General features: G+C 35.0%; 26 protein-coding genes. 7 read left to right on the top strand and 19 right to left on the bottom strand.

All coding sequences use genetic code 11. The annotated features are described in order from the left end of the window. Positions 1 to 17: 17 nt before the first annotated feature. The 4 genes from cntM to P7F85_RS00395 all read right to left on the bottom strand — a co-directional run bounded on the left by cntM (position 18) and on the right by P7F85_RS00395 (position 3,827). Positions 18 to 1,316, bottom strand: a complete 1,299-nt coding sequence (gene cntM / locus P7F85_RS00410) for a staphylopine biosynthesis dehydrogenase (RefSeq protein ID WP_031464110.1) — start codon at positions 1,314 to 1,316, stop codon at positions 18 to 20. Further along, a complete protein-coding gene (cntL, locus tag P7F85_RS00405; RefSeq protein ID WP_015364584.1) occupies positions 1,309 to 2,124 on the bottom strand; it encodes a staphylopine biosynthesis enzyme CntL in 816 nt (271 codons plus the stop codon). Before cntL ends, cntM begins: the two co-directional genes overlap by 8 nt. Beyond that, entirely contained in the window at positions 2,124 to 2,963 is an 840-nt protein-coding gene (gene cntK / locus P7F85_RS00400; RefSeq protein WP_002467308.1) for a histidine racemase CntK, read from the bottom strand. The genes cntL and cntK overlap by 1 nt, the downstream gene beginning before the upstream one ends. Positions 2,964 to 3,266: 303 nt before the next feature. Beyond that, entirely contained in the window at positions 3,267 to 3,827 is a 561-nt protein-coding gene (locus P7F85_RS00395) for a TetR/AcrR family transcriptional regulator (protein WP_015364583.1), read from the bottom strand. Positions 3,828 to 3,967: 140 nt separating this feature from the next. On the opposite strand from P7F85_RS00395, the gene P7F85_RS00390 reads away from it, so the two are divergent. Then, positions 3,968 to 4,693: an ABC transporter ATP-binding protein gene (locus tag P7F85_RS00390; RefSeq protein WP_002467306.1), complete on the top strand. Its 726-nt coding sequence runs from the start codon at positions 3,968 to 3,970 to the stop codon at positions 4,691 to 4,693. Next, on the top strand, positions 4,693 to 5,778 hold the full coding sequence (locus P7F85_RS00385; protein ID WP_015364581.1) for an ABC transporter permease: 1,086 nt from the start codon (positions 4,693 to 4,695) through the stop codon (positions 5,776 to 5,778). Before P7F85_RS00390 ends, P7F85_RS00385 begins: the two co-directional genes overlap by 1 nt. A gap of 111 nt (positions 5,779 to 5,889) precedes the next feature. On the opposite strand, the gene P7F85_RS00380 is transcribed toward P7F85_RS00385, so the two are convergent. Together P7F85_RS00380 and P7F85_RS00375 are read right to left on the bottom strand one after the other, a co-directional pair. Continuing rightward, the gene (locus tag P7F85_RS00380; protein WP_031464113.1) at positions 5,890 to 6,462 is read right to left on the bottom strand and encodes a TetR/AcrR family transcriptional regulator; all 573 of its coding nucleotides are present in this window, start codon (positions 6,460 to 6,462) and stop codon (positions 5,890 to 5,892) included. Between the two features lie 30 nt (positions 6,463 to 6,492). Then, entirely contained in the window at positions 6,493 to 7,278 is a 786-nt protein-coding gene (locus P7F85_RS00375) for an arylamine N-acetyltransferase family protein (RefSeq protein WP_002467324.1), read from the bottom strand. Between the two features lie 136 nt (positions 7,279 to 7,414). On the opposite strand from P7F85_RS00375, the gene P7F85_RS00370 reads away from it, so the two are divergent. The 3 genes from P7F85_RS00370 (at position 7,415) to P7F85_RS00360 (ending at position 10,263) form a co-directional block, all read left to right on the top strand. Beyond that, positions 7,415 to 8,824 (top strand): DHA2 family efflux MFS transporter permease subunit, encoded by a 1,410-nt coding sequence (locus P7F85_RS00370; protein ID WP_002467307.1) that lies wholly within the window; start codon positions 7,415 to 7,417, stop codon positions 8,822 to 8,824. A 32-nt stretch (positions 8,825 to 8,856) separates the two neighbouring features. After that, complete coding sequence (locus P7F85_RS00365) at positions 8,857 to 9,228, top strand: DoxX family protein (RefSeq protein ID WP_002467321.1); 372 nt, start codon at positions 8,857 to 8,859, stop codon at positions 9,226 to 9,228. A gap of 66 nt (positions 9,229 to 9,294) precedes the next feature. Then, entirely contained in the window at positions 9,295 to 10,263 is a 969-nt protein-coding gene (locus P7F85_RS00360; RefSeq protein WP_002467336.1) for an amidohydrolase family protein, read from the top strand. A 181-nt stretch (positions 10,264 to 10,444) separates the two neighbouring features. Here the strand turns inward: P7F85_RS00360 and rbsK are convergent, their stop codons facing one another. The 4 genes from rbsK to rbsR form a co-directional block, all read right to left on the bottom strand. After that, on the bottom strand, positions 10,445 to 11,356 hold the full coding sequence (gene rbsK, locus P7F85_RS00355; protein ID WP_002467301.1) for a ribokinase: 912 nt from the start codon (positions 11,354 to 11,356) through the stop codon (positions 10,445 to 10,447). Between the two features lie 23 nt (positions 11,357 to 11,379). Further along, complete coding sequence (gene rbsD / locus P7F85_RS00350; RefSeq protein WP_002467333.1) at positions 11,380 to 11,784, bottom strand: D-ribose pyranase; 405 nt, start codon at positions 11,782 to 11,784, stop codon at positions 11,380 to 11,382. An 18-nt stretch (positions 11,785 to 11,802) separates the two neighbouring features. Continuing rightward, the gene (gene rbsU, locus P7F85_RS00345; RefSeq protein ID WP_002467342.1) at positions 11,803 to 12,684 is read right to left on the bottom strand and encodes a ribose/proton symporter RbsU; all 882 of its coding nucleotides are present in this window, start codon (positions 12,682 to 12,684) and stop codon (positions 11,803 to 11,805) included. 177 nt (positions 12,685 to 12,861) lie between these two features. Further along, on the bottom strand, positions 12,862 to 13,854 hold the full coding sequence (gene rbsR, locus P7F85_RS00340) for a ribose utilization transcriptional repressor RbsR (protein ID WP_002467315.1): 993 nt from the start codon (positions 13,852 to 13,854) through the stop codon (positions 12,862 to 12,864). Between the two features lie 320 nt (positions 13,855 to 14,174). Between rbsR and P7F85_RS00335 the strand changes: the two genes are divergently transcribed. Then, a complete protein-coding gene (locus tag P7F85_RS00335) occupies positions 14,175 to 15,329 on the top strand; it encodes an FAD-dependent oxidoreductase (RefSeq protein WP_002467339.1) in 1,155 nt (384 codons plus the stop codon). 46 nt (positions 15,330 to 15,375) lie between these two features. Here P7F85_RS00335 and P7F85_RS00330 read toward each other — a convergent pair whose 3' ends face one another. From P7F85_RS00330 to P7F85_RS00315, 4 genes are all read right to left on the bottom strand, one after another. Continuing rightward, entirely contained in the window at positions 15,376 to 16,311 is a 936-nt protein-coding gene (locus tag P7F85_RS00330; protein ID WP_015364576.1) for an amidohydrolase family protein, read from the bottom strand. Positions 16,312 to 16,327: 16 nt separating this feature from the next. After that, positions 16,328 to 16,951 carry a nuclear transport factor 2 family protein gene (locus tag P7F85_RS00325; RefSeq protein WP_270251684.1) on the bottom strand — a complete coding sequence of 208 codons (624 nt, stop codon included), beginning with the start codon at positions 16,949 to 16,951 and terminating at the stop codon, positions 16,328 to 16,330. A gap of 219 nt (positions 16,952 to 17,170) precedes the next feature. Further along, positions 17,171 to 17,734, bottom strand: a complete 564-nt coding sequence (locus P7F85_RS00320) for a TMEM175 family protein (RefSeq protein ID WP_002467334.1) — start codon at positions 17,732 to 17,734, stop codon at positions 17,171 to 17,173. A gap of 679 nt (positions 17,735 to 18,413) precedes the next feature. Further along, complete coding sequence (locus P7F85_RS00315) at positions 18,414 to 19,910, bottom strand: MFS transporter (protein WP_015364574.1); 1,497 nt, start codon at positions 19,908 to 19,910, stop codon at positions 18,414 to 18,416. Between the two features lie 148 nt (positions 19,911 to 20,058). On the opposite strand from P7F85_RS00315, the gene P7F85_RS00310 reads away from it, so the two are divergent. Then, entirely contained in the window at positions 20,059 to 20,211 is a 153-nt protein-coding gene (locus tag P7F85_RS00310) for a hypothetical protein (protein ID WP_002467323.1), read from the top strand. Positions 20,212 to 20,286: 75 nt separating this feature from the next. Here P7F85_RS00310 and P7F85_RS00305 read toward each other — a convergent pair whose 3' ends face one another. The 5 genes from P7F85_RS00305 to P7F85_RS00285 form a co-directional block, all read right to left on the bottom strand. Beyond that, on the bottom strand, positions 20,287 to 20,553 hold the full coding sequence (locus P7F85_RS00305) for an FmdB family zinc ribbon protein (RefSeq protein ID WP_002467309.1): 267 nt from the start codon (positions 20,551 to 20,553) through the stop codon (positions 20,287 to 20,289). After that, positions 20,553 to 21,746: a formamidase gene (gene fmdA / locus P7F85_RS00300; RefSeq protein WP_015364571.1), complete on the bottom strand. Its 1,194-nt coding sequence runs from the start codon at positions 21,744 to 21,746 to the stop codon at positions 20,553 to 20,555. Before fmdA ends, P7F85_RS00305 begins: the two co-directional genes overlap by 1 nt. 331 nt (positions 21,747 to 22,077) lie before the next feature. Further along, positions 22,078 to 23,448, bottom strand: a complete 1,371-nt coding sequence (locus P7F85_RS00295; protein WP_372587429.1) for an MFS transporter — start codon at positions 23,446 to 23,448, stop codon at positions 22,078 to 22,080. Positions 23,449 to 23,601: 153 nt separating this feature from the next. Then, positions 23,602 to 24,963 (bottom strand): branched-chain amino acid transport system II carrier protein, encoded by a 1,362-nt coding sequence (brnQ, locus tag P7F85_RS00290; protein ID WP_002450219.1) that lies wholly within the window; start codon positions 24,961 to 24,963, stop codon positions 23,602 to 23,604. A 236-nt stretch (positions 24,964 to 25,199) separates the two neighbouring features. Beyond that, positions 25,200 to 25,757, bottom strand: coding sequence for a sugar O-acetyltransferase (locus P7F85_RS00285; RefSeq protein WP_002467320.1), 558 nt, complete (start codon positions 25,755 to 25,757; stop codon positions 25,200 to 25,202). Between the last annotated feature and the right edge of the window lie 32 nt (positions 25,758 to 25,789).

Genomic DNA, 25,789 nt, shown 5'->3' with positions numbered 1-25,789 from the left:
CTCAAACGACATACGAATTACTTATTTGAACTATTTGCTAAATACTTTGTAACTAGTGATATATCTTCTTCAAAATCATCAAGGTTGAATTGTGACGATACAGATTGTTGTGGGTGCTCGATTTGATAACGTTCGCAATAGCCGACGTATCGATGTAATAACGTATCGATCATTGGTGTCGACACACCTAATGCTTTCCCAATCGCTTGTATGACCGTCGTACGATAATAATCTTCACTTGGCATCCTTGGTATATGAACGACACCTTGTTCATTTTGATAAAGTGACTTGAATGGTACCGCCGAAAAGTCAAAATAACGTCCATCTTTATCTGGCTTAGAAAATGGATCAATTAAAATTGCCGTATACCTGACGTAAAGTAGGTATTCTTGATGTATAGCAGGTAACTCTTCGAATTGATGGATATCCGACTCACTTATCGTTTCTGAACGTACGGGATAGTTTTCCTTAACCATAAACTTCAAAAGATTGACGGAGGGCACACTTAATTTCTGTAATATCGTCATCATTTCCTGCCACATTTGGCGCATTTCTCGAATTAAAATCATTGTTATAGGACCTTCTGGAAATAATTTGTAGACATATACCGGTACGTCAATGCCTTCGAAAATTGCCTTTAATGCAAAGTCATTCATAAATAATGGTGGGTGAACGTATAACGAACTATTATGTATCTCGGCATGTAAGGGTGTGTCCATCACGGCAAGTTGAATGTGTAATGATTCAAACCAAGTTTGTAATTGTGGAATCAACTGGGACGATGGCTTATTAGATCCAACGAATAATTTCGATTTCACAGCCGTAGTTAACACACGATGTGGTTGAGACGTGTCAACCACTCGCGTATCTCCTAAATATGTTGAAAATGAAATGACTTCAACATCAGTATTAATGTCTGCCAATAATTGCTCAATCATCATATGTGAACCAAATGTTGGTGATACTAATATCATGTGTTTCACATGTTGTAATATCGTAAGTGCCAACTGCTGTAGCATCGGTCGATAAGCATCTGCAGTACACGCCAAAATGATGGTGTCATAGCTTTCGTCAATCTGTTGAATATCTTGATAAAAATGACGTATTTGAAACTGACCAGCAAATTGATGATGTGTATCATTCTGTGTTGTAACTGTAAATGTACCTGCTTGTTGGTAACTTTGATAAACATCCAGTGATTTCTTTGAGGTCGACGCTCTACCAACCATGTCGATATGATTTTTCGATACACGGTTACATAATTGAGCAAGTTGAATAGCGACAGGCCCGCTTCCAATAATCAAGATATTAGACATAAGTGATCCCTGCCTGTGATAACGCTTTTTGATAGAGTGCCACATCAAATATTTGGTTGGGTTGGACGAGGTGATGTACACATTGCCATTGATCTGACGCCGCAGGTTGAGAAGGATAATTAAAGATAGCTTTCATCCCATCTCCATAACGCATAGCGACTACTACACGATCATTGGTTAACTCAAATAATTGCGCTAAAATCTCATACTTAACTGGAATCGTAGAACTAAATATAATATGCGTTACCTCTTTAATATCTGATAACTGATCTACAGTTTGATTAGAAATATGGATATCTTCATTAGGTGCTAACACATTGACCACGCGTTGACCTAAATCAACTGCCTGTGGATCAATATCAATACCAATGACTGAAGCACCAGTTTCTTTAGCTACTTGAATTAATGTCATTGGATACGCGCCCGATCCAACGAGTAATAACTTGTCCTCTTTACCAATATGACACTGTCCAAACTCCTCATCGATACAGTGTTCTATGTTGTCAAAGTAACCTGACGTAGACGCCTTACCGTCTAATAATCGTCTTGCTCTAATCATCTCAACTTGTTTCACACATTGCGCAGTGATATCTTGCAGTTGTTGTGTGATTAGTTGTTTACGTGGTTCGTCTTGCCATAAATCATATTGTTGTTGATATGTTGGATTTAATATCAACTGACTATAGTCATCAACTAATGATTCTAATGCGTCAATCGAATTTGGATCACTAAGAACATGTTGGTATCGTGCTTCGAATTGTTCTAAATATTGTTGTAAAAGTGTTTCTATCTTTGTATTTGAATGCATCAATGGGTCATCGTCTCCTCTTCTATATAAGCTTGTCCTCTAGCAACAGTTGATACACGACCTTTAATAGAGGTGCGATATCCGTTTTCAGAACAATATGCAGATGTCACTGAAATACTGCCACCTGGTTGATAAACGATGTAATCTTCGCATGACTGTTGACTTTGATAATTGTGAAATACACCAATCGAAGCTGCACCAGAACCACAACTATTTTCCCAAATCAGACTCTTTACTTCTGGTATGTATATTAACGGGTGTAAATATTGTTCTTGAACATTAAATAACATGATACCAATGGTTTTATACTGTTCGTCCCATTGTTGTTCACGCACAAATTGTGCCACTTGTTGTTTGAATGTTGCTGTGATCTCTTCGATTGGAATCACATAATGTACGTATGATTCGTATGTAATCTTGATCGCTTGCCACATATGCTGTGCAATGTGTAAATATTCAGTTGTGACGTGTTGTGCTTGTGGCATCCCTACCTCGTACTGCTGGTGACCATGGATAGTACAAGGCACTAAATCATCACAACCAGATACATTCAAATGACATTGTTGTGCTGTTAATCGTTGATGTTCTTGTAAATAATGCATGTATGACATAGTCGCATTACCACAAAATTCATTTCCGCTCATTACTAATCGACAATCATCCCCATGATTTAGATTGTTAGATTCAATAAATCCTACTTGCTCACAACATACATGTGTCGACGCCATTAATCGATTCGCAATCTTGGCGTAGTCGCTTGGATGATGTTGTGAATGAACAAGTATGGTCATATTCCCTGATGGATTATACTTGGAAAATTCAATCACTTGTCGATTCATACGACGCTCCTTAATGTTGTATATTCTTTTGAATTTCGATGGATATGTTGGTTTTCAAATCAACCTATCCTAATTCTCAAAACAATTGCACAAAACAAATCGTAACGGTTACGATTTAAAGAAGATAATATACGAGTAGAATCATATTGTCAATATAAATGATAATAATTTTCATTTAATAAATCGTGAATGGGTATAAGATGATATAAAAGTGAGATTATAAATAATTTTTAAAAATTAAAAATCGATAATGTTTCATATACAATGAAACACTACCGATTCACTAAAATAATGTAAAACGTGTTAAACAAACACCGTATTAAAAACCTTATCTATCATGAGTGATATTTCTTTTGGCGATTCCTGTCTCCCTCTTTGCACCCAATCTTGTAACACACCAAAGACCGCATTACTCATAAATATAATTAAAAAATATTTTTCTTTATTTGTAAGTGCTTGAGTATTCATAATAGGCACCAAACGGACTTCAATGTTTTGTTGTAAATTCTTTTTTATGGCTTGGTGGACAATATAAGCGCCATTATCCCTTAACAATAAAAGTAATAATTCTCCTTCATTAATCCAAAAGTTTAACGCGTGTTCAAAGAATTGACGTCGTTCCTCAAATTGAATTTGTGTCAATCGACGTTTCCCTTTTTTCATCATAGCTTTTTGATATTGAAATAAAAAGTCATCTTTATCTCTATAGTGTTGATAAAACGTTCCCCTACTAATGCCACTTTCATCACAAATATCTTTAATACTGATGTCATCATAAGATTTAACGTTTAGTAGTGTAACCATACTTTTTTCAATTTTGGTTAATGTTTTATACACACGTTTATCCATGGTTTCTTCGTTCATTTGTGTCGCCCCCATAACATTATTGAACATTTATATCTCATGTGTCTGATTATTCCAAATTGACACGTGCAATTGTCGAAAACTGATTTATATTGAATATACAGTAATTAAACACAGTGTCAAATAAGGAGGTACACAGTATGGCGCATACGATTGCATCACTCACAGACGCAGTAAAATCTTATGATAAACATAACGTTTTAGACCAAATCAGTCTAGACATTAACGAAGGAGAACTTTTGGGCTTAATAGGGCCTAGTGGTTCAGGTAAAACGACGACCATCAAATGTCTGCTCGGTATGGAAACATTAAATGCAGGTAGTACGGAAGTCTTCAACCATAGTATGCCTGATCGAGGCGTATTAAGTCATATTGGTTACATGGGACAAACTGATGCTCTATATGAAAATTTAACTGCTAAACAAAATCTTACATTTTTTGGTCATTTAAGTGGTTTAAAAGGCCAACAATTAGCACAAAGTATTGATCAAAATATGAAATTAGTCAATTTAGAAGGTACACTCGATAAAACCATTAACACATTTTCTGGCGGAATGAAACGCAGATTGTCGTTAGCAATTACTTTGTTATCTAATCCAGATTTAATTATATTAGATGAGCCAACTGTCGGTATTGACCCTAAACTAAGACAACAAATATGGTCACAATTAAAATCATTAACGCAACAAGGGAAAAGTGTCATCGTCACAACACACGTTATGGACGAAGCTGAACGTTGCGACAAAATTGGGCTAATTGTAGAAGGGCGGCTTTTCGCATTAGGCACACCTGATGAGTTAAAACAACAATTCAATGTTAACACAATTGAAGAGGTCTTTATTAAAGCAGAGGAGGTTAAACATTAATGAAACTTTTAGCAATGATTCAACGTGTCATTATAGAATTACTTAGAGACAAACGTACACTAGCGCTTATGTTTTTAGCACCTTTATTAGTACTAACTTTAATGTACTTTATCTTTAATTCTGATGAAGACACTACTTTAAATATTGGCATCGCCGACTCTGTATCCACTAAAATAACTGACCATATGAAAAATGATGATGTGTCATTCAAGCACTTTGATTCTAATCAAAATGTTAAAGCTAAAATAGAAGACAATCACTTAGATGCTTTTATATATCAAGATCATCAGACTTTACATGTCACTTATACCAATGAAGATCCAAGTAAATCTGGTTCAGTTAAACAGTTAGTACATCAATCTATTCAAAAAGATAAAATGAATGATATTAAAAAAGTAATGAATTCAATGCCACAAGCAGCCAAAAATAAAGATACTAATGATATCCAACTAGATCATAGTTATTTATATGGGGATAAAGATAGTAACTATTTCGATAAAATGTTCCCCATTTTGATGGGATTCTTTGTCTTTTTATTCGTCTTTCTTATTTCAGGCATCGCCTTATTACGCGAGCGCACAACCGGAACGTTAGAACGCGTACTTGCTACGCCAATTAGACGAAGTGAAATTGTTTTTGGTTATTTACTTGGTTACGGTATCTTTGCTATTATTCAAACATTGATTATCGTTCTGTTCTCAATCTATTTATTAAATATCAACCTAGCGGGTAGTCTTTGGTATGTCTTACTCATTAATATTTTATTAGCCATTACGGCATTAGTGATGGGCATTTTCATCTCAACATTTGCTAATTCAGAGTTTCAAATGGTTCAATTTATACCTATTGTTGCCATTCCACAAGTGTTCTTTTCTGGTATTTTCCCTCTAGAAAATATGACACCTTGGTTAGCTAACATTGGTTATTTATTCCCATTACGATACGCAGGAGATGCGTTAACAAACATTATGATTAAAGGACAAGGTTGGTCTGATATTTGGTTTGATGTTCTAATTCTTCTCATTTTCATTATATTATTTATCATTTTAAATATCCTCGGACTTAAGCGTTATCGCAAAGTTTAACAATCTAACATACGACTTATAAAAATTGTAGCCTGGGACATAAATTAATGTCTCAGGCTACAATTAAATTTAAGGGCTATCTATATTTCTGTTTCACTCAGAAGCTTTTGTCTATCCTATAAATATATCTAATAAACGGCTTAAAAATTGGTCTTTAGTCAGTTGTTGATCATGTTTGGCAAAGTAATAGAAATCTGATGAAAATGAGTTTAGCATCAAATTAATCTTAAACTCTAAATCTTGGGTCTGTTGCTGACTAGTGAACTGGTCTTTAATCAATTCTTTCAGTTGTTCATAAAACGGAATATTAATCATTGACTGATGTTGAGAATTTGATTTCTCAATAAAATTTAGGACATTAAAGTTTGCCTCTTTTAAATCTAAATAAATAGATAAAATACCATATATTTTATCCCTCACAGACGCATCTTGATGCTGATGAAGGAACGTATCCATTTCATCAAACATATCATGAACCTTTTCATCCATCATCGCTTGGCATAGTAACGATTTACTTTCAAAGTGACGATATAAAGTGCCTACACCCACGCCAGCTTTCTTCGCGATTTCCGACATATTCATCTCACTAATATCTTCACCCTGTGCTAATAATTGGGTCGTTGTCTGTAAGATGATTGCTTTGTTATGCGTTGCATCACTACGTTTTTTCCGTTGATTGGTCATCTTATCCCCTTCCAAATGATGTGCTCCCTTTTATGGTTCTAATCTATTAATTTTAACATCTAAATTGAATTCTTCTTTTAAAAATTGACGATAATTTTCACTTGTCACATCATATTTTTCTTTATCTCGTTGTTTCGTTAACGTTAAATTATTTTGAGACATTGTCGCACGACCATATGATTTAGGCATTGTAACGAGCAAACGTTTAACGAATGTAGAATTAGGATTAGTTTGATTGTATTCGATATTGTAATCATAATCATGAATGTCTCTAGGTTCTAACTCAGCTTCGTATTCTGTATCCCACTCATTGTCTTTCCATTTTTGAATGTAGAATAAGTTATCATTTACATAAATGGCACGATATTCTCCGTTAATATCCTCAATGATTGCATCACTATCTTGATTATTAATTGGCATAGCACTTATTGGCAAGTCACCATAACCGACATCAGCGACATAATTGACACCATCAATCGGCACGATTAATGACATATGAGAGCCTTTAAGACTACGTCCGCCCCCTGGTGTATGAATAGTTGCAGATACCATATTTGCTGTGAAGCCTTTTGCTTCTAAGTACGCTTTGAAGAAGTGATTCATTTCATAACAGAAACCACCACGTTGGTGATTAACGATTTTTTCATAGATATCATCTACTTCTACTGATATTCTCACACCATTTTGAACATCTATATTTTCAAAAGGCACTGTTAACATATATCGTTTTAAATAATAATTTAATGCTTCTAAGCTTGGTTCATTATATTTATTTGGATCTATATTTAAATATTTTTCAAGACCTTCAATATTCATTACTAAGCATCTCCTTTTTACTTTTTTCGTTTTTTAACACTATCTATATTATATTGAATTCATAAATTTGACAAACGGAACGCATTCCGAATAAAATAAGTGATAGTTTATTCCATTTAAGAAAAGAGGTGAAATTATGACTCAGACACAACCATCACATTTAAATATAAAACAACGTAATTTAATGATTGCGGTCATGATGATTGGTGCTTTTATTGGTGTCTTAAACCAAACGTTACTTACAACGATATTGCCAGAGGTCATGAAGGACTTTGCGATATCAAGTAGTACGGCACAGTGGTTAACGACCATCTTTATGTTAGTGAACGGTATTATGATTCCTGTCACAGCCTACTTAATTGAGAGATTTTCATTACGTACACTATTCTTTACGGCTGCGACCTGTTTAATACTTGGTTCTTTAATCTGTATGTTGGGTGTTAATTTCCCATTATTATTAGTGGGTCGTAGTATTCAAGCGTTAGGTGCAGGTATTTTAATGCCATTATCTCAAACACTATTATTCATTATTTTTCCTGTTGAAAAACGTGGTATGGCAATGGGTATCTTCGGTCTTGTCATAGGCTTTGCACCTGCGATTGGTCCTACAGCAGCAGGTTGGTTCATCCACCTATTCGATTGGCGCTATCTATTTTTAGTCGTGCTCTTAATTAGTGTGGTTGACGCTATTTTCGGCTTTTTATATTTGAAAAATATTACCGAGACACAACAACCTTCGTTAGACATCTTGTCAGTCATCATGTCTACACTAGGATTTGGTGGTTTACTTTACGGCTTTAGTTCAGCCGGTAACCTGGGTTGGTCACATCCATCCGTTTACGTGACGATCATCATTTCCATCATTATACTTGCGCTATTTATACGTCGTCAGTTGAAACTACCTTCACCGTTACTCGAATTTAGAGTATTTAAATACCGTAGTTTCACCATTTCGATGACTTTAATTGTATTAATGTTTGTACTCTTTATCGGTAATTTGACTATTTTACCTATATACATGCAAACCATGATGCATTGGTCACCTTTAGAATCTGGTCTCATCTTATTACCTGGTGGACTCGTCATGGGCTTGTTGTCACCTGTTACTGGTAAATTATACGACCGTGTTGGCGGCCGAAGTTTAAGTATCACTGGCATGTTATTGATTATGATAGGTGCCTTATTCATGGCACAGTTCAATCCACAGACATCAGCATTGTATGTCATTGTGACATTCTCAATCTTGATGTTAGGTAATTCTATGATTATGACACCAATGACTACACAAGCATTAAACGCTTTACCTGTATCCTTGATTGCGCATGGAACGGCAATGAATAATACAATTCGCCAAATTTCAGCAGCTATCGGTACAGGTATACTTGTAACACTCATGACTGGTTTCGGTCACCTTTCACCATTACACGGTGCAGCCGGTCTTATCCATGGTCTAGATATAACATTTTATATCGTTGCCTTTGTAGCACTGATAGGTGCATTCATTGCACTTTTCTCAGAAAAAAGACAATCAAATACAACACACTAATCTTTAATATTATTTAATAGGAGGTGTTAAGCATGTTACTAAGACATGTTATTAACGCATATGTAGGAAAAGAAATTTTAAAAAGTAGTTTACCAAAAGTAAAAAATGACGATGCTATGGCACAACAATTTAAAGAAGGATTCGGATTATCACGTCGTTCAATGCGATTAGCAGGATTATTCGAATTTGTAGGTTCTATCTTTTTATTTAGTTCAATTTTAGGCAAACTTGGCCAAAAATTAGTCGTTGTGGGTACTTTAATGATTAACATCGTGATGGGTACAGCAATCTACAATCACTATAAAGCAGGACATGGTCACCAAGGTGCCAAAGCCGCTTCTAAATTCTTCATGTTAAATGTCCTTAGCTTAATCGAAGTTTTAAGTTTAAATCGTCGTCAATAAAAGATTATATTTTTTAAAACTGGATAAATATTTAATATAGTCATTTAATTAAAGGAGGACAATCATATGTCAAATGCAAAAGCGATTGATACACATGCACATTTATGGAGTGAAGACTATTTAGAGAAATTAGGCAAATTAGGTAGTCAAGGAACAGAAGTTGCTAAAGGAATTAATCAATCTGCCTCTAAAGAAGATCTAGACAAGCGCTTTAAAATGATGGACGATGCTGGCGTTGATATGCAAATCATCTCTGCCACACCACAATCACCACAATGGGGTACAAAAGAAGAAGCACATCAAAGTGCACAAGAGATTAACGATTTATATGAATCATTGGTTCAACAATATCCAGACCGTTTCTTAGCATATGGTGCAGTGTCACTTCCATATGTCGATCAAGCTATTAAAGAAGCACAAGAACTACTTAAAAAAGATGCCTTTGTAGGTATTGCGATTCCAACTATTGTGAAAGATAAAGTGTCAGTTGCCGACAAACAATTCGAACCTTTCTTCGAAGCTATGAACGAATTAAACGCAACACTTTATATTCATCCAACTGGTTGCGGTGCCCAAAGTCCACTCGTGAACGACTATCAATTAGAATGGGTGATTGGCGCACCATTAGAATCTACATTCATTACGTTACAATTAATTAAAAATGAGATTCCACAAAAATATCCAAATATCAAATTCCATATTTCACACTTAGGTGGTGCTTTACCATTCTTCATGACTCGTATTAAAGACAATTACGAAGACTGGAATGCCTTTAACATTGATCCATATGAAGTATTAAATCGCCAATTTTGGTATGATACTGCTAATTTCCATGAACCTTCTTTAATCAATACCATTGATACATTCGGTAAGGAAAAGCTCATGATGGGGTCAGACTTCCCTTACTTCCAAGACGAGAAATATACACGTGGTGTAGACTATATTAAAAACAGTGATATTGATCCAGACACGATTGACGGCATTTTAAGAGGTAATGCTATTGAGTTTTATCAGTTAAACCATCACCACTCTTAATACAATTACTTTAGTGATAGACTAGCGATACATTTTGCGATTAAATTCAAATATAAATGAAACAATCCCTTTTGATAGATGGTCGATTCGATACGACGATGCTACCAAAAGGGATTATTTATGCTTTTGCACTAAAGAATCCCATTCTAACTGAAACCAGCTGGAATGGGATTTATCATATCTATAATTGAACTTCTTCTGCTAATGGTATAGAGGCTTGTGCCCCTGACTTTTGAACTGTTAGTGATGCGGCTTTATTGGCAAAGTCGATAGCCTCAACTAAATTACGTTCTTTCATATTAAAGCGACTGACAAAGGCACCGATAAACGTATCGCCTGCTGCTGTTGTATCAATAGCTTTTACTTTTTGCGCTGGTACTAGGCCGGAATCATTTTCAACCGCATAGTATGTGCCTTGTTCACCTAATGTAATAATCACGACTTTGGCACCTAAGCTTAAGAAGTAATCTGCATTTTGTGCCATTGATTTTTCATCTGTGACTGGTACACCTGATAATATTTCAGCTTCAAATTCATTTGGTACAATCACATCGATTAATTCTAATAACTCTTGAGGAATCTCTTTGGCTGGTGCGGGGTTTAAGACGGTCGTCACACCTGCCGCTCTCGCAACTTTAAATGCTTCTATAATTGCCGGAACTGGTACTTCTAATTGTGCCACAATGAAATCTGCATCGACAATTGCTGCTTTCGCACTTTTCACATCGTCTGGTGTCATCGCCATATTTGCACCACCATAGACATAAATCGTATTTTGACCTTGTGCATCCACTGTAATAAAGGCTTGGCCAGTCTTTTCTGTTTCAGATTCTAAAATATAGTCAATGTTCATACCTGCTGCTTTAAAATCTTCAAACATAAATTGTGCTAATCCATCATTGCCCACTTTGGAAATGAATGTCGTATCAGCTTTCATACGTGCCGTTGCAATGGCTTGGTTTGCCCCTTTACCGCCACCATATGATTTTTGTGCCTCTTCTACATGTAATGTTTCCCCTGGTTTAGCGTAGCGCTCAACTGTTAAAAATTGATCCACATTGGTAGATCCTAGAATAACGACTTTATTTGTCATAACAATGTCCCCATTTCTATATGTTAAAATGTCACGTTTGATTCCAAAATAATGTTAGAAAATGGCGTAATTTCACCTGTACGAATGTTACCTTTATTTAATGGATGACTTAAATATGCTTTCATTTCACTGTGTGGAATAAATTCAATTTCAACGTCATCATCAATTAATGCTTTGATTTGTTTTAATTGAGTTGCATTATTGGTTTTAATTTCTTCAGCTAAATAGATTTTTTGGATTTTCATTTCTGAGAGTACTGTTTCTAATACATCAATAAATCTAGGTAATTCTTTCGTTACTGCTAAATCAATTCTTCTATCGTCATTAGGAATAGGCATGCCTGCATCATTGACAGTTAATAAGTCATAGTGTCCGATTGTCGCAATGGCTTTAGATACATGACTATTGAGTAATGCTGTTTTCTTCATTTATATCACTCCAGTTGATTATTTTATAAATACTGTAACTGTTGCAGCTACTAAGATAAGAACTAACCCGATCACTGTGACTAACATTTCTTTAGATGTTTTACGTTGATTTAAGAAGTAAATACCAGTTAATGTCGCAAGTACTACAGATGTTTGTGATAATACGAAACCAGTCGCTAAACCGTTCATATTAGGTTGTGCAGAAATGAGATACGTCAATGCTGCAAAGGCAAAGAAGAAACCAGAAATAATTTGTAACCATGTCACTTTATTAGTAAATGGATTGCCATTTTTCATTTTCATTAGTCCGTAGATAACTGCCACAATCACCATACCAATGGCTTGTGGTAAGAATGCTGCTTTACCACCGATGTCTGTAGCTTGTGGTGCTGCTGAATATAACCAATAACCAATTTCACCAATGATTAAAATCACTACCGCTTTACGTAATAAGTTTTTATTTGTAGCTTCAGGGTGTTCACTCCAAACTGTCATCCAAGCACCAATCAAGATAACTACTAACGCTAAAAAGCCGATGATTTTATTTGTAACACCAGGCCAGTTACCTAATGCAAAGACGCCCCAAAGTGATGCCCCTAATAATTGGAAGGCCGTTGTAACTGGCATGGCACGTGATGAGCCTACATATTCAAATGCTTTAAATGTCATAATTTGACCGAAACTCCAACCAGCTCCTGATAATAATGCAAAGAACAGATCCATACCTGTTGGGAAGCCGTGGCCTGTGGAGATAAAGAAGACAAAGGCAAAGATTAACGTCCCGACTGTAGCACCTATAATTTGGTTAACTGGTTTACCACCAAATTTGGATGCAATCGTTGGAAATAGACCCCAACCGATTAATGGCCCTAAACCAATTAACAATGCAACTAAATTCATGATTCAACACCTCTATTGATATATTTTTTATCTGTTGCGTTTAGTAAAACGTTTTACTAAATTATAGCACTTCTATTTGTAAATGTATACGCTTTCTTAAACACGATAAAAAAGCCATACCTATCAATAACTGATTGTATGGCTTTTTTATAAACGTCAGTATTTATTTGGGGGCAATCAAGATAATTGTCGCGTCGTTTCACGTTGCATCAGTTGAGTCGGAAGTTCTACTCTTTTATTTTCATGCGGTCTGCCATTGATTTTATCGGTAATTAATTGCAGTGAGATATGAGCAATATCGTCGACCGATTGGGCAATGGTTGTGAGTGCCGGTGTCATGTAACCTGCCATATCTATATCATCATAGCCAACAACCGACAAATCATCCGGCACTGATTTACCACATTCTGTTAAACCACGTATACAACCAATCGCTAATTCATCATTAATGGCAAAGACACCCGTAACGTGATGCTCAACCAGTTTTGTAGCAATATCACGTCCCCCAGCTTTAGACAATTCAGTACAAATTCTTACAGGGGCCGGCAACTGATGACTTTGACACATTTGCTCAAATCCCTTCACTCGATCTTTCATATTAGCCATCAACTCATGAGGTTGAATAATCGCTAACTGTTGATGTCCCAATTCGATAAGATGTTGTGCGGCAGTCTGACCACCCTCTATTTCATTCGTTCTAATTATATCGGTATAACCATGGTCTTCACTTTGATCTAGTAAGACATATGGTACATGATGTTTACTAAGATAATCATTTAAGTGATGTGGGTCATTCACATATCGTCCGATAACGAGACCATCTATGCCACGTTCTACAAGATGCTGAATATTATCTTTAAAGTCTGTACTTGATGTTGCTATAAAACATAAATCAACGTCATCTGCTTTACAATCATCCATCCTTTGCATCATCGCCGAGAAGAATGGATTGGTTAAGTTAGGCAAGACAACACCTATTAACTTTCTTGTTTGGCCTCTGAGTTGTTGGGCATTTTTATTGGGAATATAGCCTAAACGGTCTTTCGCTAATAATACCTTTTGAATGGTTTCTTTAGAGAACCTTGTTTCATTTTGATTTAAAATGTGCGACACCGTCGTTACTGATACGCCCGCTTCTTTCGCCACATCTTTAATTGATACTCGTTTCATACGTCCTTACCCCTTACTGACACGTCCTATATCACAATATATTGCTTACATCTTATCACTAAACAGAGTAGCTGAATAGACTTATATCCTCTTGACTCTACTCTAATAAACGATACATATATCATTCCATAATGACCACCGCTTTATTAAATAACCAAAAATCATTGTTCTACATTTTCAAACAATATGTTGATTTTCCTACAATGACATTTAACTTGTTTGTTGTATCTATAACATCAGTCTCTTTATAATGTACAAGAAATTTTATATATTTTGATTTTTCTTTTGAAAACAAAATCATTTTTAAAGAGAGGTAAATTATGACAAATTTTAATAAACAAGAACCAGTCACAATTATCGGTGCGGGGCTTGGTGGCCTTACACTTGCTCGCGTATTACAATTAAATTCTATTCCGGTAACTATTTATGAAAAAGAACCTTCAGCTGAATCACGAACGCAAGGTGGGCAGTTAGACATCCATGAACGTGACGGTCAAATCGCATTACAAAGAGCTGGACTTTTCGACCAATTCCAATCAATTATCCATGATGGTGGTGCAGCTGCTAAAGTACTTGATAAAGACGGTAATACTATTGTAGATATCCCAGATGATGGTAATCATGGACGCCCTGAAGTACTTCGCGGTGACTTACGACAAATACTACTCCAATCTCTTAAACCGAATACCATCCAATGGGATAAAAAGTTAACAGATATTCAAAGTTTAGCGCACGGCCAACACCGACTTTCCTTTGCTGATGGAACAACGGTAACAACCCAAATCCTTGTCGGCGCAGATGGTACTTTCTCTAAGGTACGTCCTTTAGTCTCTGATGCTAAACCTCAATACGTGGGTACATCATTAATTGAAACGTATTTATATGATGTAGATAACCAACATCCTTCCGCAGCCAATATAGTAGGTCAAGGTGCTATGTATGCTCTTGCACCTGGTAAAGGCATCCAAGCACATCGCGAACCAGGAAATGTCATTCACACTTATATTGCTTTAAGACAAACAGAGGAAGAATTAAATCAAATCGATTTTAATAATTCTAACGTTGCACTTAAACAATTAGCTCATCAATTTGACCAATGGCACAATGACTTATTAACACTGATCAATGAAAGTGAAAAAGGTCCAATTTTACGTAAAATACATGCCTTACCTGTAGGTCATCAATGGGAGCGTGTTCCTGGAGTTACGATTTTAGGTGATGCAGCACATGTCATGACACCAGCTGGTGAAGGTGCTAATTTAGCAATGTTTGACGGATCCGAATTAGCACAAGCAATTATTGAACAGCCTAATGATATTGAAACAGCCTTCGCACAATATGAACAAGCTTTATTCCCACGTAGTGAAAAAGCTACTGCAAGAGCCGACCAAATGTTAGACAAACATTTAAGTGATCGTTCACCGTATGACTTTGCGGAGGTTCTTTCTAATAAGGAATTAGATGGCACCAATTAATATAAAAAGGAGCGTTCCAATTGGAAGGCTCCTTTTTAGCTTTATTTTAAAATCCTAATAATTGACTCGCATTGCGATGTAAGAATTTTTCTTTTTGCTCTTCTGTTAATAAATCTGTAGATTCAATATCTTTAGCTAATCGCTTAATGACTTGATCTGTTGTATAAGGCGCATCTGCACCGTATACGATTTTATTTTCATCTACCATTTTTAATAATGTTGGAAGTTGATGTGGTAAAACCATACCTGCTAAATCAAAGTATAAACTTTGCATCACCTGTTCAATATCATCTGGACCATTTTCAACGTTAAACATTTTATTACCAATATTGACACGTTGTGCAATGACAGGTAATAATGCACCACTATGCGGTACAATCCATTTAATATTAGGATACTTACTAAACACATTGTTTTGACTCATAAAAATGATTGTACGTGTTGTATCGAAAAAGAATTCCATTAATGGTGATAAAATTTGTGCTTTAATGGATTCATTCACTGGTTTAGGCTCATTAGGATGAATTGCTACGGTCGCTTGTCGTTCATTCAATTTCGCTAATACTGGGTCTAAACGGTCATCTCCTAAATAAATACCACGTGCATTCGTTGGCAATGTAAACCCAAGAGCGTGTTGTTCATCTAAAGCATAGTCAATCATGCGAATACTTTCATCAACTAATGGTAGTGGTAATGAAGCAAAGTAACCTAATTGATCACTATGTGCATGATGTAAATCTTCAGCATAGGCATTAACTTCTTCTGTAAGTTCTAGCATCACTTCATCTGGTGCAGCACTCAAATGGGGGCTTGAAATAGAAAGCACACTATAATCAATGTCTTCTTCTGCCATTAATTTCAAATAGTCATCGACAAAGAATGCTGGCGTTGGTACACCGTCTCCTTTACCATCAAAATAATCATCTAAAAATTTCACAAACCCAGGTGATAGGTAATGTGAATGTAAATCTATTTTCTTCATCATTAATATACTCCTTTTATATAGATTCTGTTTGATACGTCAACCATTGATCCAATCGATTGTAAAAGTCATTCAATTGTTCTGGTCGATCAATGCCTTGTAATTCATGATTAACACTATAACCAATGTAATTAAGGCAGAAACTTAAACATGCGTAGCTTGATCGATATTGGTTCAACGCGTTAGCTGGTAACGAAATTGTAGATGGGACAACAGGTGTCAAGCTATCCTTTTCATATACGCATTCCATAGTATTGATATACCAAGTATCGTCTTGTTTAACCAATCCATAAACAATTTTCGCATCAGAATTAAGTTGCATCTGAACCTCGTTAATCGGTAATCTTGTTTGAATCATGGCTTGCATAATTGCCACTGCTCTATCTTGATTTATCCATATTTGCGAATTGTAAATTTGATGTGGTGCATAACGATTCATTTCTCTAGAAGCATCCACAAATGCCTTACCTGGACCTTTAAACCATGAAATGTTTATCATTGAGTCTTCAGCAAAGCATTCATACATACTGTCCCAAAGACTATTGTCTCGACAAAATCTCTCAAACTGAATGAGCTCTAAAATATTTTCCTTATCTAGCAACGTATCCTGTGTGTAAGGGCGATTTCTTTCAAATAACATATTAAATCTCCTTTAATATAACTTGCTCATATGTCCTTAACAATATTATTCGGACACCTATCCGTTTATTATGAAAAAAATTTTTCTAAATTACAAAAGATTTGATTTCTAAAGTAAAAATAAACAAGCCCATTTGAACGACTGTTTTAGCACAAAAAAATACCTATTCTAATTAGGAGTCATATCCGTATTAGAACAGGCTTATTTTCGACTTAGCATTTATGAATGTTGTTTATGAAAAGGGATTACCCATATTAAGATATTAAGTAACAATCCAATGAGTGCATACGGTGGGAAGAAAAATGAAATGATCAATGTGATAACATTGTTAGCAAATGAAAGCATTTCTTTGACTCTCGTTTCACTCAAATGATGATTTTGCGTTTTAGGTGATAGTTTAATTACTTGGTTTCTTAGTAACATGAATGACAAATTAAACGCGATAATATCTATGTTATACAATAACGCTGCTTGCCATGACATAATATCATGACCAAACCATGCAGTGATGGTTGGTAGTAGCGATAACCAAAATAGGAAATTAATGTTCGCCCATAATATTTTATTGTTGATTTCACTAATTTGGTTTAATAAATGATGATGACTAATCCAAATTGTTGCAATGGCTATAAAGCTAACTGCATACGCTATAAAGTTATATTTCAATTCTAAAATAGCTTCTAAACTATGGTGATGTTCTGGTAATTTAAGTTCTAATACTAATATCGTAATAATAATGGCTATAACGCCATCACTAAACGCTTCAACTCTACTTTTAGACATTCATTTCCAACTCATTTCTCATCTTTATGTAAGAATCAAAAGTTACCTTATTCTATAAAAATAGTCAATATATATTTGTATTTTATATGCGATTTACCAGCTTACAACGTCTCATTTCAAACTAAATTTTCACCTACTGTGTTTTCCACCGTATATCGAGCATAATTTGATATTTTCTCTAAATATTGGTCTAATTCATTATTGTCGAAATGGGCTAATACGATAAAACAAGCTTCTCCACTCACTTTATAAAATTGTTCAATATGATCAAAATCCATCGTTATTTGTTTTATTTGATCAAAGCATTATCTAACTTTGCAGTAGTTACTACTACAACTGAATTTTTATCAAACTTAAAATAATCTCGCTTTATTCTCATAAGTTAAGGGAGTGGGACAGAAATAATAAAGAACCACTAATCATTGATTATGTAGTGGTTCTTACGCATTAATGTGTACTTTAAAATAGGAATACATGAGTGAAACTCATGCATAAGAAATACTAATTTCTAAAGAAAAAGTATTTCTTTATCGTTGTCCATCCCCAACTTGCATTGTCTTTAGATTTTCTTTTCGAAATTCTCTATGTTTGGGGCCCGTCCCCAAGCAAGGTTGACTAGAAATGACTATAACTTGAAATATATTTATGTCCCAGCCTGTTTTGGATTACATCATTAATTTTATTCAGGTTTAACATGGATACGTCGACCTTTACCTAAGAACATTTGAATTATAGAAGCGATTAATAGAATGATGTTAAAAACAATCATCATCATAAACACGTTATCATCAGCATCAATTGTGATATCTTGCATTTTTTTCGATAAGATTAATTGGTTCTGTACTGGGTTGTCTATATGAGTCGTGAAACTACCATATAATAATTGAACACCTTGTTGAATATGATCTTTCATTGTATAAGCAATGATAGGTACCAGTAGTGCCGCAAAGAAATTACGCATCGAATGCATTGTCGTTGAACGATTAGAAGCAAATTTAATTTCTCCATCTAATAACGTGGCCATCGCACCACTTAGTAATGCCATAGATGCGCCAAATCCTAAGCAAGCCGCTTGCAAGTATAATAACGGCAAATTAATCACATTACCCATCGCTATCCAGTGCACACTGACATATAATAATGCTACCGAACCAAGGGAACCTAATATACCTGCCCCAATAGCACTATAAAAGAACATTTTAATAAAACCAGCTATGACGACACCTATGAAGAAGCATACATAAAATCTTGCTATATCTTCAAATGGTAGCTTTAATATCTTAGTAAGAAAAACATTAATACCTGCTATCCCAGTCAACAATGTTAAATGTGATGATATCGCCATCACTGCTCCTACACTAGGCTTTTTAGCAAATAATGTTTTAAAATACACTAACGGTGAAGATGAATGCATGTTTCTGTATATAAAGTTCACTAGGAAGAACATCGCTAGTAGTAGAAATGGCCATACCCATAATGAGCTATATCCTTTTTGCGTTAACATAGCCATTGGTATCACAAAACATAATATAGTTAAAAACAATAAAATAATAAGCACATAATCAATAGAATTCGGAGACACATGTTTGTGCTCTTCTTTATTTAAAAATACTGTCCCAAATATTAAACAAACGATAGCTGAAACGATATTAAGTACAAATACCCAATGCCAACTATCAAGCTCTAATGAAACACTACCAGATAATCCGCCTAACGCGTTGGCACCAAACAAGCCTACGATGACAAATAATAAAAATACATTGCGGAATCTTCGTGGGAAGTTACGAAATAATTGTGGTAATAAAGTAAAAAATAGAACACCTGTACTAACGCTTTGTATAATTTTAGCAATACTTAATACTATTAAATCCTGTGATATGAGACCGATTATTGAACCGATTAAAAAGAAAGAAACAAAAAGTAGATAATTTTTCTTGAAACCTAAACGATGTGTGAATACATGTCCTAATGGAATACCAAATGCAAACGCAAAGTTCGCTATAACTGACGGTATGATTAAGTACTGTGAACCAGTACCAAAAGAAGTTTGAAGTATACCTTGATTTAAACTATAAGCTAAATTGGAAAAATATTGCGACCCAATGCCAAATATTGTAATGACTGTGAGCACAAAAATTTCTAACATTCGTGCGCGACGCGACCATAAAAAACCCATATTATCCTTCTTTCTATTTAAATTCCAAATTATAACAATATATCATTTTACCACTTTTCAAAATAAAAACATATAAAACTTTCTCGAACAACAACAAAAATTGTACACTATCCATTTTAAACTACCAATATAACTCATATTTAAACGTTTGATAAACGAACCTTTTACTGGTGCTCAAGTTACAAGACAAGCTGTGGCACAACTAGTAACTGACATAGTAAACCAACCTGAGCTTTATTCTAGAGAAAGTATTGGCGTTAACGAACCAAATACTAATTTCGATAAACCAAGTTTTTATTAATGGTATATTGACGTCTTTCAATGCAAACAACCTCCACGACTGATCTAGGTCGTAGAGGTTGTTTTTGAATCAAATTTAATGATCTGCCATCCATGGCCTGCTTTGTTTGGTTGGTCTAGGTGTCATTTTCGGTAATTGATCTTTGGACATGATGCGAGGTGTTTGCCCTCGTTCAATTCTTTGTTTTAGTTTTCCATCCATTTTATAGGTTTGGAATGTTGAGAATACGCGCTTAGCATCATGATGACATTGTGGACATTCTGCCATATCATGTTGTTCCTTCATAGATTGGCGTAAGGTAAATTCGCCACATTCTTTACATTCATAAGTATATTGAAGCATTATTGATCAGGCTCCAAATTCGGTACGATGTCATCTTTGAAAATTTCTCTTGGAATCGCAATCGTACAACATGCATTAGGCACGTCCACTATACCTGCGACTGTACCTTGTACCGGTGCAGTACCTAATAACATATAAGCTTGTTCACCTGTAAATCCACGTGTTTTTAGGAATTCAATCGCATTTAATACCGCATTTCGATACGCTGTATTGGCATCTAGATATGTTTGTTTACCACTAAATTCATTTACAGAAATACCTTCAAACACAATATAATCTGTATAATTCGGCATTACTGGTCCTGGTTTAAAGGCAGGATTCTTTTTAATATGATATTTTTCCATACCATTTTTAATAACGTTGACTCTTAAATCAATCCATCCTGGCATTTCAATACCACCACAGAAGGTAATTTCTCCATCCCCTTGAGAGAAATGTAAATCTCCAACTGAAAGTTTTGCACCTTCAACAAATACTGGGAAATAGATACGAGAACCTTTTGATAGGTTTTTAATATCACAGTTTCCACCATTTTCACGAGGTGGCACAGTACGCGCACCTTCTCTCGCTACTCTATCAAAGTCTTTACCAGTTAAGGTACCAGCCACCACTGCATCCGTATCAGGTAAGTTAGCTAAGACTGGTTCACGATTTGGATCCGTATCCACTAATTCTTTCTCGCGACGATTCCATTCATCTAGCATCTCTTGAGTAGGTGCCACACCAATCAATCCTGGATGAATCTGCCCTACAAATTCAACTCCTGGAACATGTCTACTCGTTGCATAAATACCATTAAAGTCCCAAATTGATTTCTGTGCATTTGGATAATGATCAACTAAGAAGCTACCACCATTAGTTTTATCGAAAATACCATTGAACCCCCATTGATGTTCATCAAAAACACCAATATCTAAGATATCTACTACAAGTAAATCACCTGGTTGTACGTTGTTTACGTGTACTGGACCACTTAAAACATGTACACGATTTAAGTTCACGTGTTTAATATCACTCGGATCATCATTATTGGCAACTTGTCCATCTGTCCAATCTAAGCATTCCATTCTAAAGGATTCCCCTGGGTCTACTGAAAATGCTGCTGGAATATCTGGATGCCATCGATTGTGTCCTGGATGTGCTTGCTGATCCATCTTCTTGTTTAAATCAATACTAAATAACTTTTTAGGCATATGCCCTTCCCCCTTACATATGAAAGTTAATTATGACTGATTATTAAGTTATCTAAATATTAACACAATTAAAGTTACAAAATATATTAAAATGTGTATATTTTTATCAATTGAAATTATTACGATAAATAAACGATATAAGCTGAATGTTCAAGTGGAAGTAGGGGAGGGGAGTTACGCAGGAACATTCTAAAAATAAGACGTCCGTTTGTCTTACTTCAGACAAACGGGACACTTACCTTCAGTTGCATAAACCTGTCATAGCAAACTTTATAGCGGGTTGATACAATTATGTCATTATTATAGATTCACTTTCCACCCTATATTTATATTATTCATTTTCAACATTTTTACCGACCGGTTCCCATTTCAATACAAATGTAATTATGAGACCAATCAGTGGTACAAGACCAATCCATAACATCGTTTGGTTTAATCCAACTGCTGCTAAGATAATTGGGAATACGAACGTTCCAATAATACTACCAGTTCGACTCACTGACTCCACAATACCTGTCGCTTGTGAACGTAAATGTGTTGGAAATGATAATGCACCAATCGTCTTACCTTGCGTTCCTGGTCCACCTGAATGACCGAATAAGAACAATGCAATTAAACATGCATTCATTACCATTGGTAAATTATTGTAAAATAGTCCTGTTACAACCATAACAAACAAGACAATGCCGAAACCTATCATTGTAAGTTTTCTCGTACCCAATCGATATGTATACTGTGCACCTAAGTACGCACCGATGATACCTGCAATATTGACAATTGCTGTACCAAATAAGACCCCTAGCTTATCCTCACTTATCATGTACTTCGCTATAATTGGAATATATAATCCCACTGCGTAGTACTGCATACCTTGCAATGTTGATATCGCTGTTGCTAAAGTTAACCTTTTTAAATATGGCTTTTTAAGCAGTGCTTTGTAAGATTGTTGATGTTCATAATGATTGGCCTGATATTCTTCTTGTCTTTCTTCTAGCTTCAACTGGACATCGTAATGTTTCTGAATATAGTTTGTCGCCTTTTCGAGTGAAAAATGATTAATAATCCAAGTTGGACTTTCTTGTAAATACTTTAATCGCATGATGTATAACACTAAAGCAATACAAGCCCCAAATCCAACGGCCATACGCCACAATGTTTCTCCTGCTCCCATTAAGAAAAATGCAATGACCACTAACGACGATGTCACAATCGCTATGTACCATACGACTTGCCAGTAGTTAACATTACGACCTCTTTGTACTTTATTACTAATTTCTGCAATAAATGTAAACGCAACTGGACTGTCCATCCCTATCGCAATCCCCATCAGAAATCTACATATTAATAGAATCATAAGATTAGGCGAAAGTGCTGCACCTAAAGACGTTACAATTAATATTAATAATGAAATTGAAAGGATACGCTTTCTGCCAAATCGATGCGCGAGCGATCCTCCAAAAATTGCACCAATCAATGCCCCTACAGGCAATGATGTCATCACGAATGACAACATGGTTGGTGATAAATTGAATTCTTTCGTGATTTGGTCTGTCATTGTTCCTAAAATGGTAATATCATACGCATCTAAAAATATCGTTCCTAATATCATCAATAACAACATATTAGATGTATGTTGCTTGTCCGCATCATCAATGATTCGATACAAATCTTGCTTTGACTTCACAATTTCCATATTAATCATCCCTTATTTTATTTTAGATTAAGCGTAATTAATGATTATTAACTCATTGTTAAGTGCAAATAAATATTTATTTAAGTCATATGCTTTCAGCTCCGTCATAGTTTTAAAAAAATAGCGTCTATCTCAAATGTAAGATAGACGCTATATAGTTAATTATTCTGTCGTCGTTGACTTGTTAGAACGGATTTTATAAACAATTAATCCAATGATAAATCCAATTAATGCCGGTAGAATCCAACCCATACCAATATCAAAGAATGGTAGGTATTTTTCACCTAATGAAATGATAAATTTAGCGAATGATGTTTTCAAAAATGGCTCTGGACTAGCCTTAACACCATCAATAAATGACGCAATCATTGTGAAGAAAATCGTAAATCGATATACAATTTTCGAATGATTGAATAATGGACTTACTAAAGTTAATAAAATAATTGTAATGGCCAATGGATAAATGAACATCAATACTGGCGTTGAATACATAATGATTTTAGTTAAACCAACATTAGCAAAAATACATGCTAAGATACTGACCACTGTCGCAAACATTAAGTAACTACGTTTCGGGAATAACTCTGTAAATGTTTCAGAGAACGCAGTGATTAAACCAATCGCTGTTTTTAAACATGCGACAATAACGATCAGAGATAATACGATAATTCCGTAATCCCCAAGATAGTGTCTCGCAATTTGAGCTAATGCAATACCACCATTTTCACTCACTTTAAATTTACCGATACTCATCGTACCCATAAACGCAAGTAAACTATAGATAATCCCCATTAAAACAATACTGATTGTTCCTGATTTAAATGTTTCTTTGGCGATACTGTTAGGATTTGTGATACCTAACTTTTTAATCGTAGATACAATAATAATACCAAAGGCTAATGATGCCAACGCATCTAACGTGTTATAACCATCAATGAATCCTTTAAGTAATGGACTCTTATCATAATCAGCACTCACAGGCGCATTCGTTAACCCACCTAATGGATGAATGAACGCTAAGACTACGACAATACCTAATAAAACTAAAAAGACTGGATTTAAAAATTTACCTATGTAATCTAAAATTTTAGACGGCTTTCTCGCAAAGAACCACGCTAATAAGAAGAAGATAATACTAAAGATGGGTAAGTAAATCTTCGCAACATCAGGTGAAATGAATGGTGAAAATGCAATTTCAAAAGATGTTGTCGCTAACCTAGGTAACGCAAAGAATGGTCCAATGACTAGATATAATCCAATCGTAAATATGTATGCATACGTTTTACTGACTCTTGATGTAATTTCAAAAATACCGTTTGTTTTAGACATACCGATAGCAATAATACCTAAAAACGGTAATCCAATAGCAGTAATTAAAAAGCCTAAATTGGCAATAAATACGTTTGACCCTGCTGTTTGTCCAAGATGAATTGGGAAGATGATATTCCCAGCACCAAAGAATAAACCAAATAGCATTGATCCGATAAAAATGTTCTCTTTTAAAGTCAATTTGTTTTTCATCATGTCTGTTTATTCTCCTAGTTATTTTTTATTCATTATACATGATATTTTGTAAAGGAAAAATGTAAATAACAAGAAAATTTTAAAAAATTAGACAATAATACATCATTATTACTTTATAAATTGTAAAATAACACATTAAATAATACTAAAGTACTATACACCATCTGCATAGCACTTTAGTATTATTTAATAAAAATTTACACTCATCTTTGTGTTACTAATCAGTTATCAAACTATTATTCTTCTAATTCTTTAATAACTTTAGCCGGTACACCTGCTGCAAGGGTATTATCTGGTATATCCTTTGTGACTACGGCACCTGAAGCGATCACTACATTATTTCCAATAGACACTCCAGGAGTAATCGTGACTTTGCCACCTATCCAAACATCGTCGCCTATATTTACAGGACTTGCTTGAGCTAAATATTCTCGTCTTCCTTTTGCGCTTAATGGATGGTTAACTGTATATATATCAACATTAGGACCTATCATCACATGATTTCCAATGTTCACTGGTGCTATATCTAGAATGGTAAGGTTATAGTTTGTTAATACGTCATGTCCGACATGTATATTTTTCCCGTTATCACAATTGAATGTCGCTTGGAATGAAATGTTTTCACCAGCAGAACCTAATATTTGGCGGATTTTACTTTCTTGTTGTGCCGGTTCTGTAGCAGGAATGGCATTAAATTCTTGGCATAATTGCGCTGCTCTAGCTTTACGTTCCGCCACTTCTTTATCATCAAAATGATATGGCATACCTTTATCTAATTTTTCTATTTCTCTCATTGCTATCTAATCCTCTCAAGTTCATATTATTC

It is taken from the genome of Staphylococcus sp. aM (assembly GCF_052975125.1).
The sequence above is the reverse complement of the archived record's forward strand: the minus strand, read 5'-3'. Positions and strand labels throughout refer to the sequence as shown.

Coding starts and splice junctions, on each gene's coding strand:
- cntM (WP_031464110.1), bottom strand. CDS start 1,316: ATGTCTAATATCTTGATTATTGGAAGCGGGCCTGTCGCTATTCAACTT.
- cntL (WP_015364584.1), bottom strand. CDS start 2,124: ATGCATTCAAATACAAAGATAGAAACACTTTTACAACAATATTTAGAA.
- cntK (WP_002467308.1), bottom strand. CDS start 2,963: ATGAATCGACAAGTGATTGAATTTTCCAAGTATAATCCATCAGGGAAT.
- P7F85_RS00395 (WP_015364583.1), bottom strand. CDS start 3,827: ATGAACGAAGAAACCATGGATAAACGTGTGTATAAAACATTAACCAAA.
- P7F85_RS00390 (WP_002467306.1), top strand. CDS start 3,968: ATGGCGCATACGATTGCATCACTCACAGACGCAGTAAAATCTTATGAT.
- P7F85_RS00385 (WP_015364581.1), top strand. CDS start 4,693: ATGAAACTTTTAGCAATGATTCAACGTGTCATTATAGAATTACTTAGA.
- P7F85_RS00380 (WP_031464113.1), bottom strand. CDS start 6,462: ATGACCAATCAACGGAAAAAACGTAGTGATGCAACGCATAACAAAGCA.
- P7F85_RS00375 (WP_002467324.1), bottom strand. CDS start 7,278: ATGAATATTGAAGGTCTTGAAAAATATTTAAATATAGATCCAAATAAA.
- P7F85_RS00370 (WP_002467307.1), top strand. CDS start 7,415: ATGACTCAGACACAACCATCACATTTAAATATAAAACAACGTAATTTA.
- P7F85_RS00365 (WP_002467321.1), top strand. CDS start 8,857: ATGTTACTAAGACATGTTATTAACGCATATGTAGGAAAAGAAATTTTA.
- P7F85_RS00360 (WP_002467336.1), top strand. CDS start 9,295: ATGTCAAATGCAAAAGCGATTGATACACATGCACATTTATGGAGTGAA.
- rbsK (WP_002467301.1), bottom strand. CDS start 11,356: ATGACAAATAAAGTCGTTATTCTAGGATCTACCAATGTGGATCAATTT.
- rbsD (WP_002467333.1), bottom strand. CDS start 11,784: ATGAAGAAAACAGCATTACTCAATAGTCATGTATCTAAAGCCATTGCG.
- rbsU (WP_002467342.1), bottom strand. CDS start 12,684: ATGAATTTAGTTGCATTGTTAATTGGTTTAGGGCCATTAATCGGTTGG.
- rbsR (WP_002467315.1), bottom strand. CDS start 13,854: ATGAAACGAGTATCAATTAAAGATGTGGCGAAAGAAGCGGGCGTATCA.
- P7F85_RS00335 (WP_002467339.1), top strand. CDS start 14,175: ATGACAAATTTTAATAAACAAGAACCAGTCACAATTATCGGTGCGGGG.
- P7F85_RS00330 (WP_015364576.1), bottom strand. CDS start 16,311: ATGAAGAAAATAGATTTACATTCACATTACCTATCACCTGGGTTTGTG.
- P7F85_RS00325 (WP_270251684.1), bottom strand. CDS start 16,951: ATGTTATTTGAAAGAAATCGCCCTTACACACAGGATACGTTGCTAGAT.
- P7F85_RS00320 (WP_002467334.1), bottom strand. CDS start 17,734: ATGTCTAAAAGTAGAGTTGAAGCGTTTAGTGATGGCGTTATAGCCATT.
- P7F85_RS00315 (WP_015364574.1), bottom strand. CDS start 19,910: ATGGGTTTTTTATGGTCGCGTCGCGCACGAATGTTAGAAATTTTTGTG.
- P7F85_RS00305 (WP_002467309.1), bottom strand. CDS start 20,553: ATGCTTCAATATACTTATGAATGTAAAGAATGTGGCGAATTTACCTTA.
- fmdA (WP_015364571.1), bottom strand. CDS start 21,746: ATGCCTAAAAAGTTATTTAGTATTGATTTAAACAAGAAGATGGATCAG.
- P7F85_RS00295 (WP_372587429.1), bottom strand. CDS start 23,448: ATGATTAATATGGAAATTGTGAAGTCAAAGCAAGATTTGTATCGAATC.
- brnQ (WP_002450219.1), bottom strand. CDS start 24,963: ATGATGAAAAACAAATTGACTTTAAAAGAGAACATTTTTATCGGATCA.
- P7F85_RS00285 (WP_002467320.1), bottom strand. CDS start 25,757: ATGAGAGAAATAGAAAAATTAGATAAAGGTATGCCATATCATTTTGAT.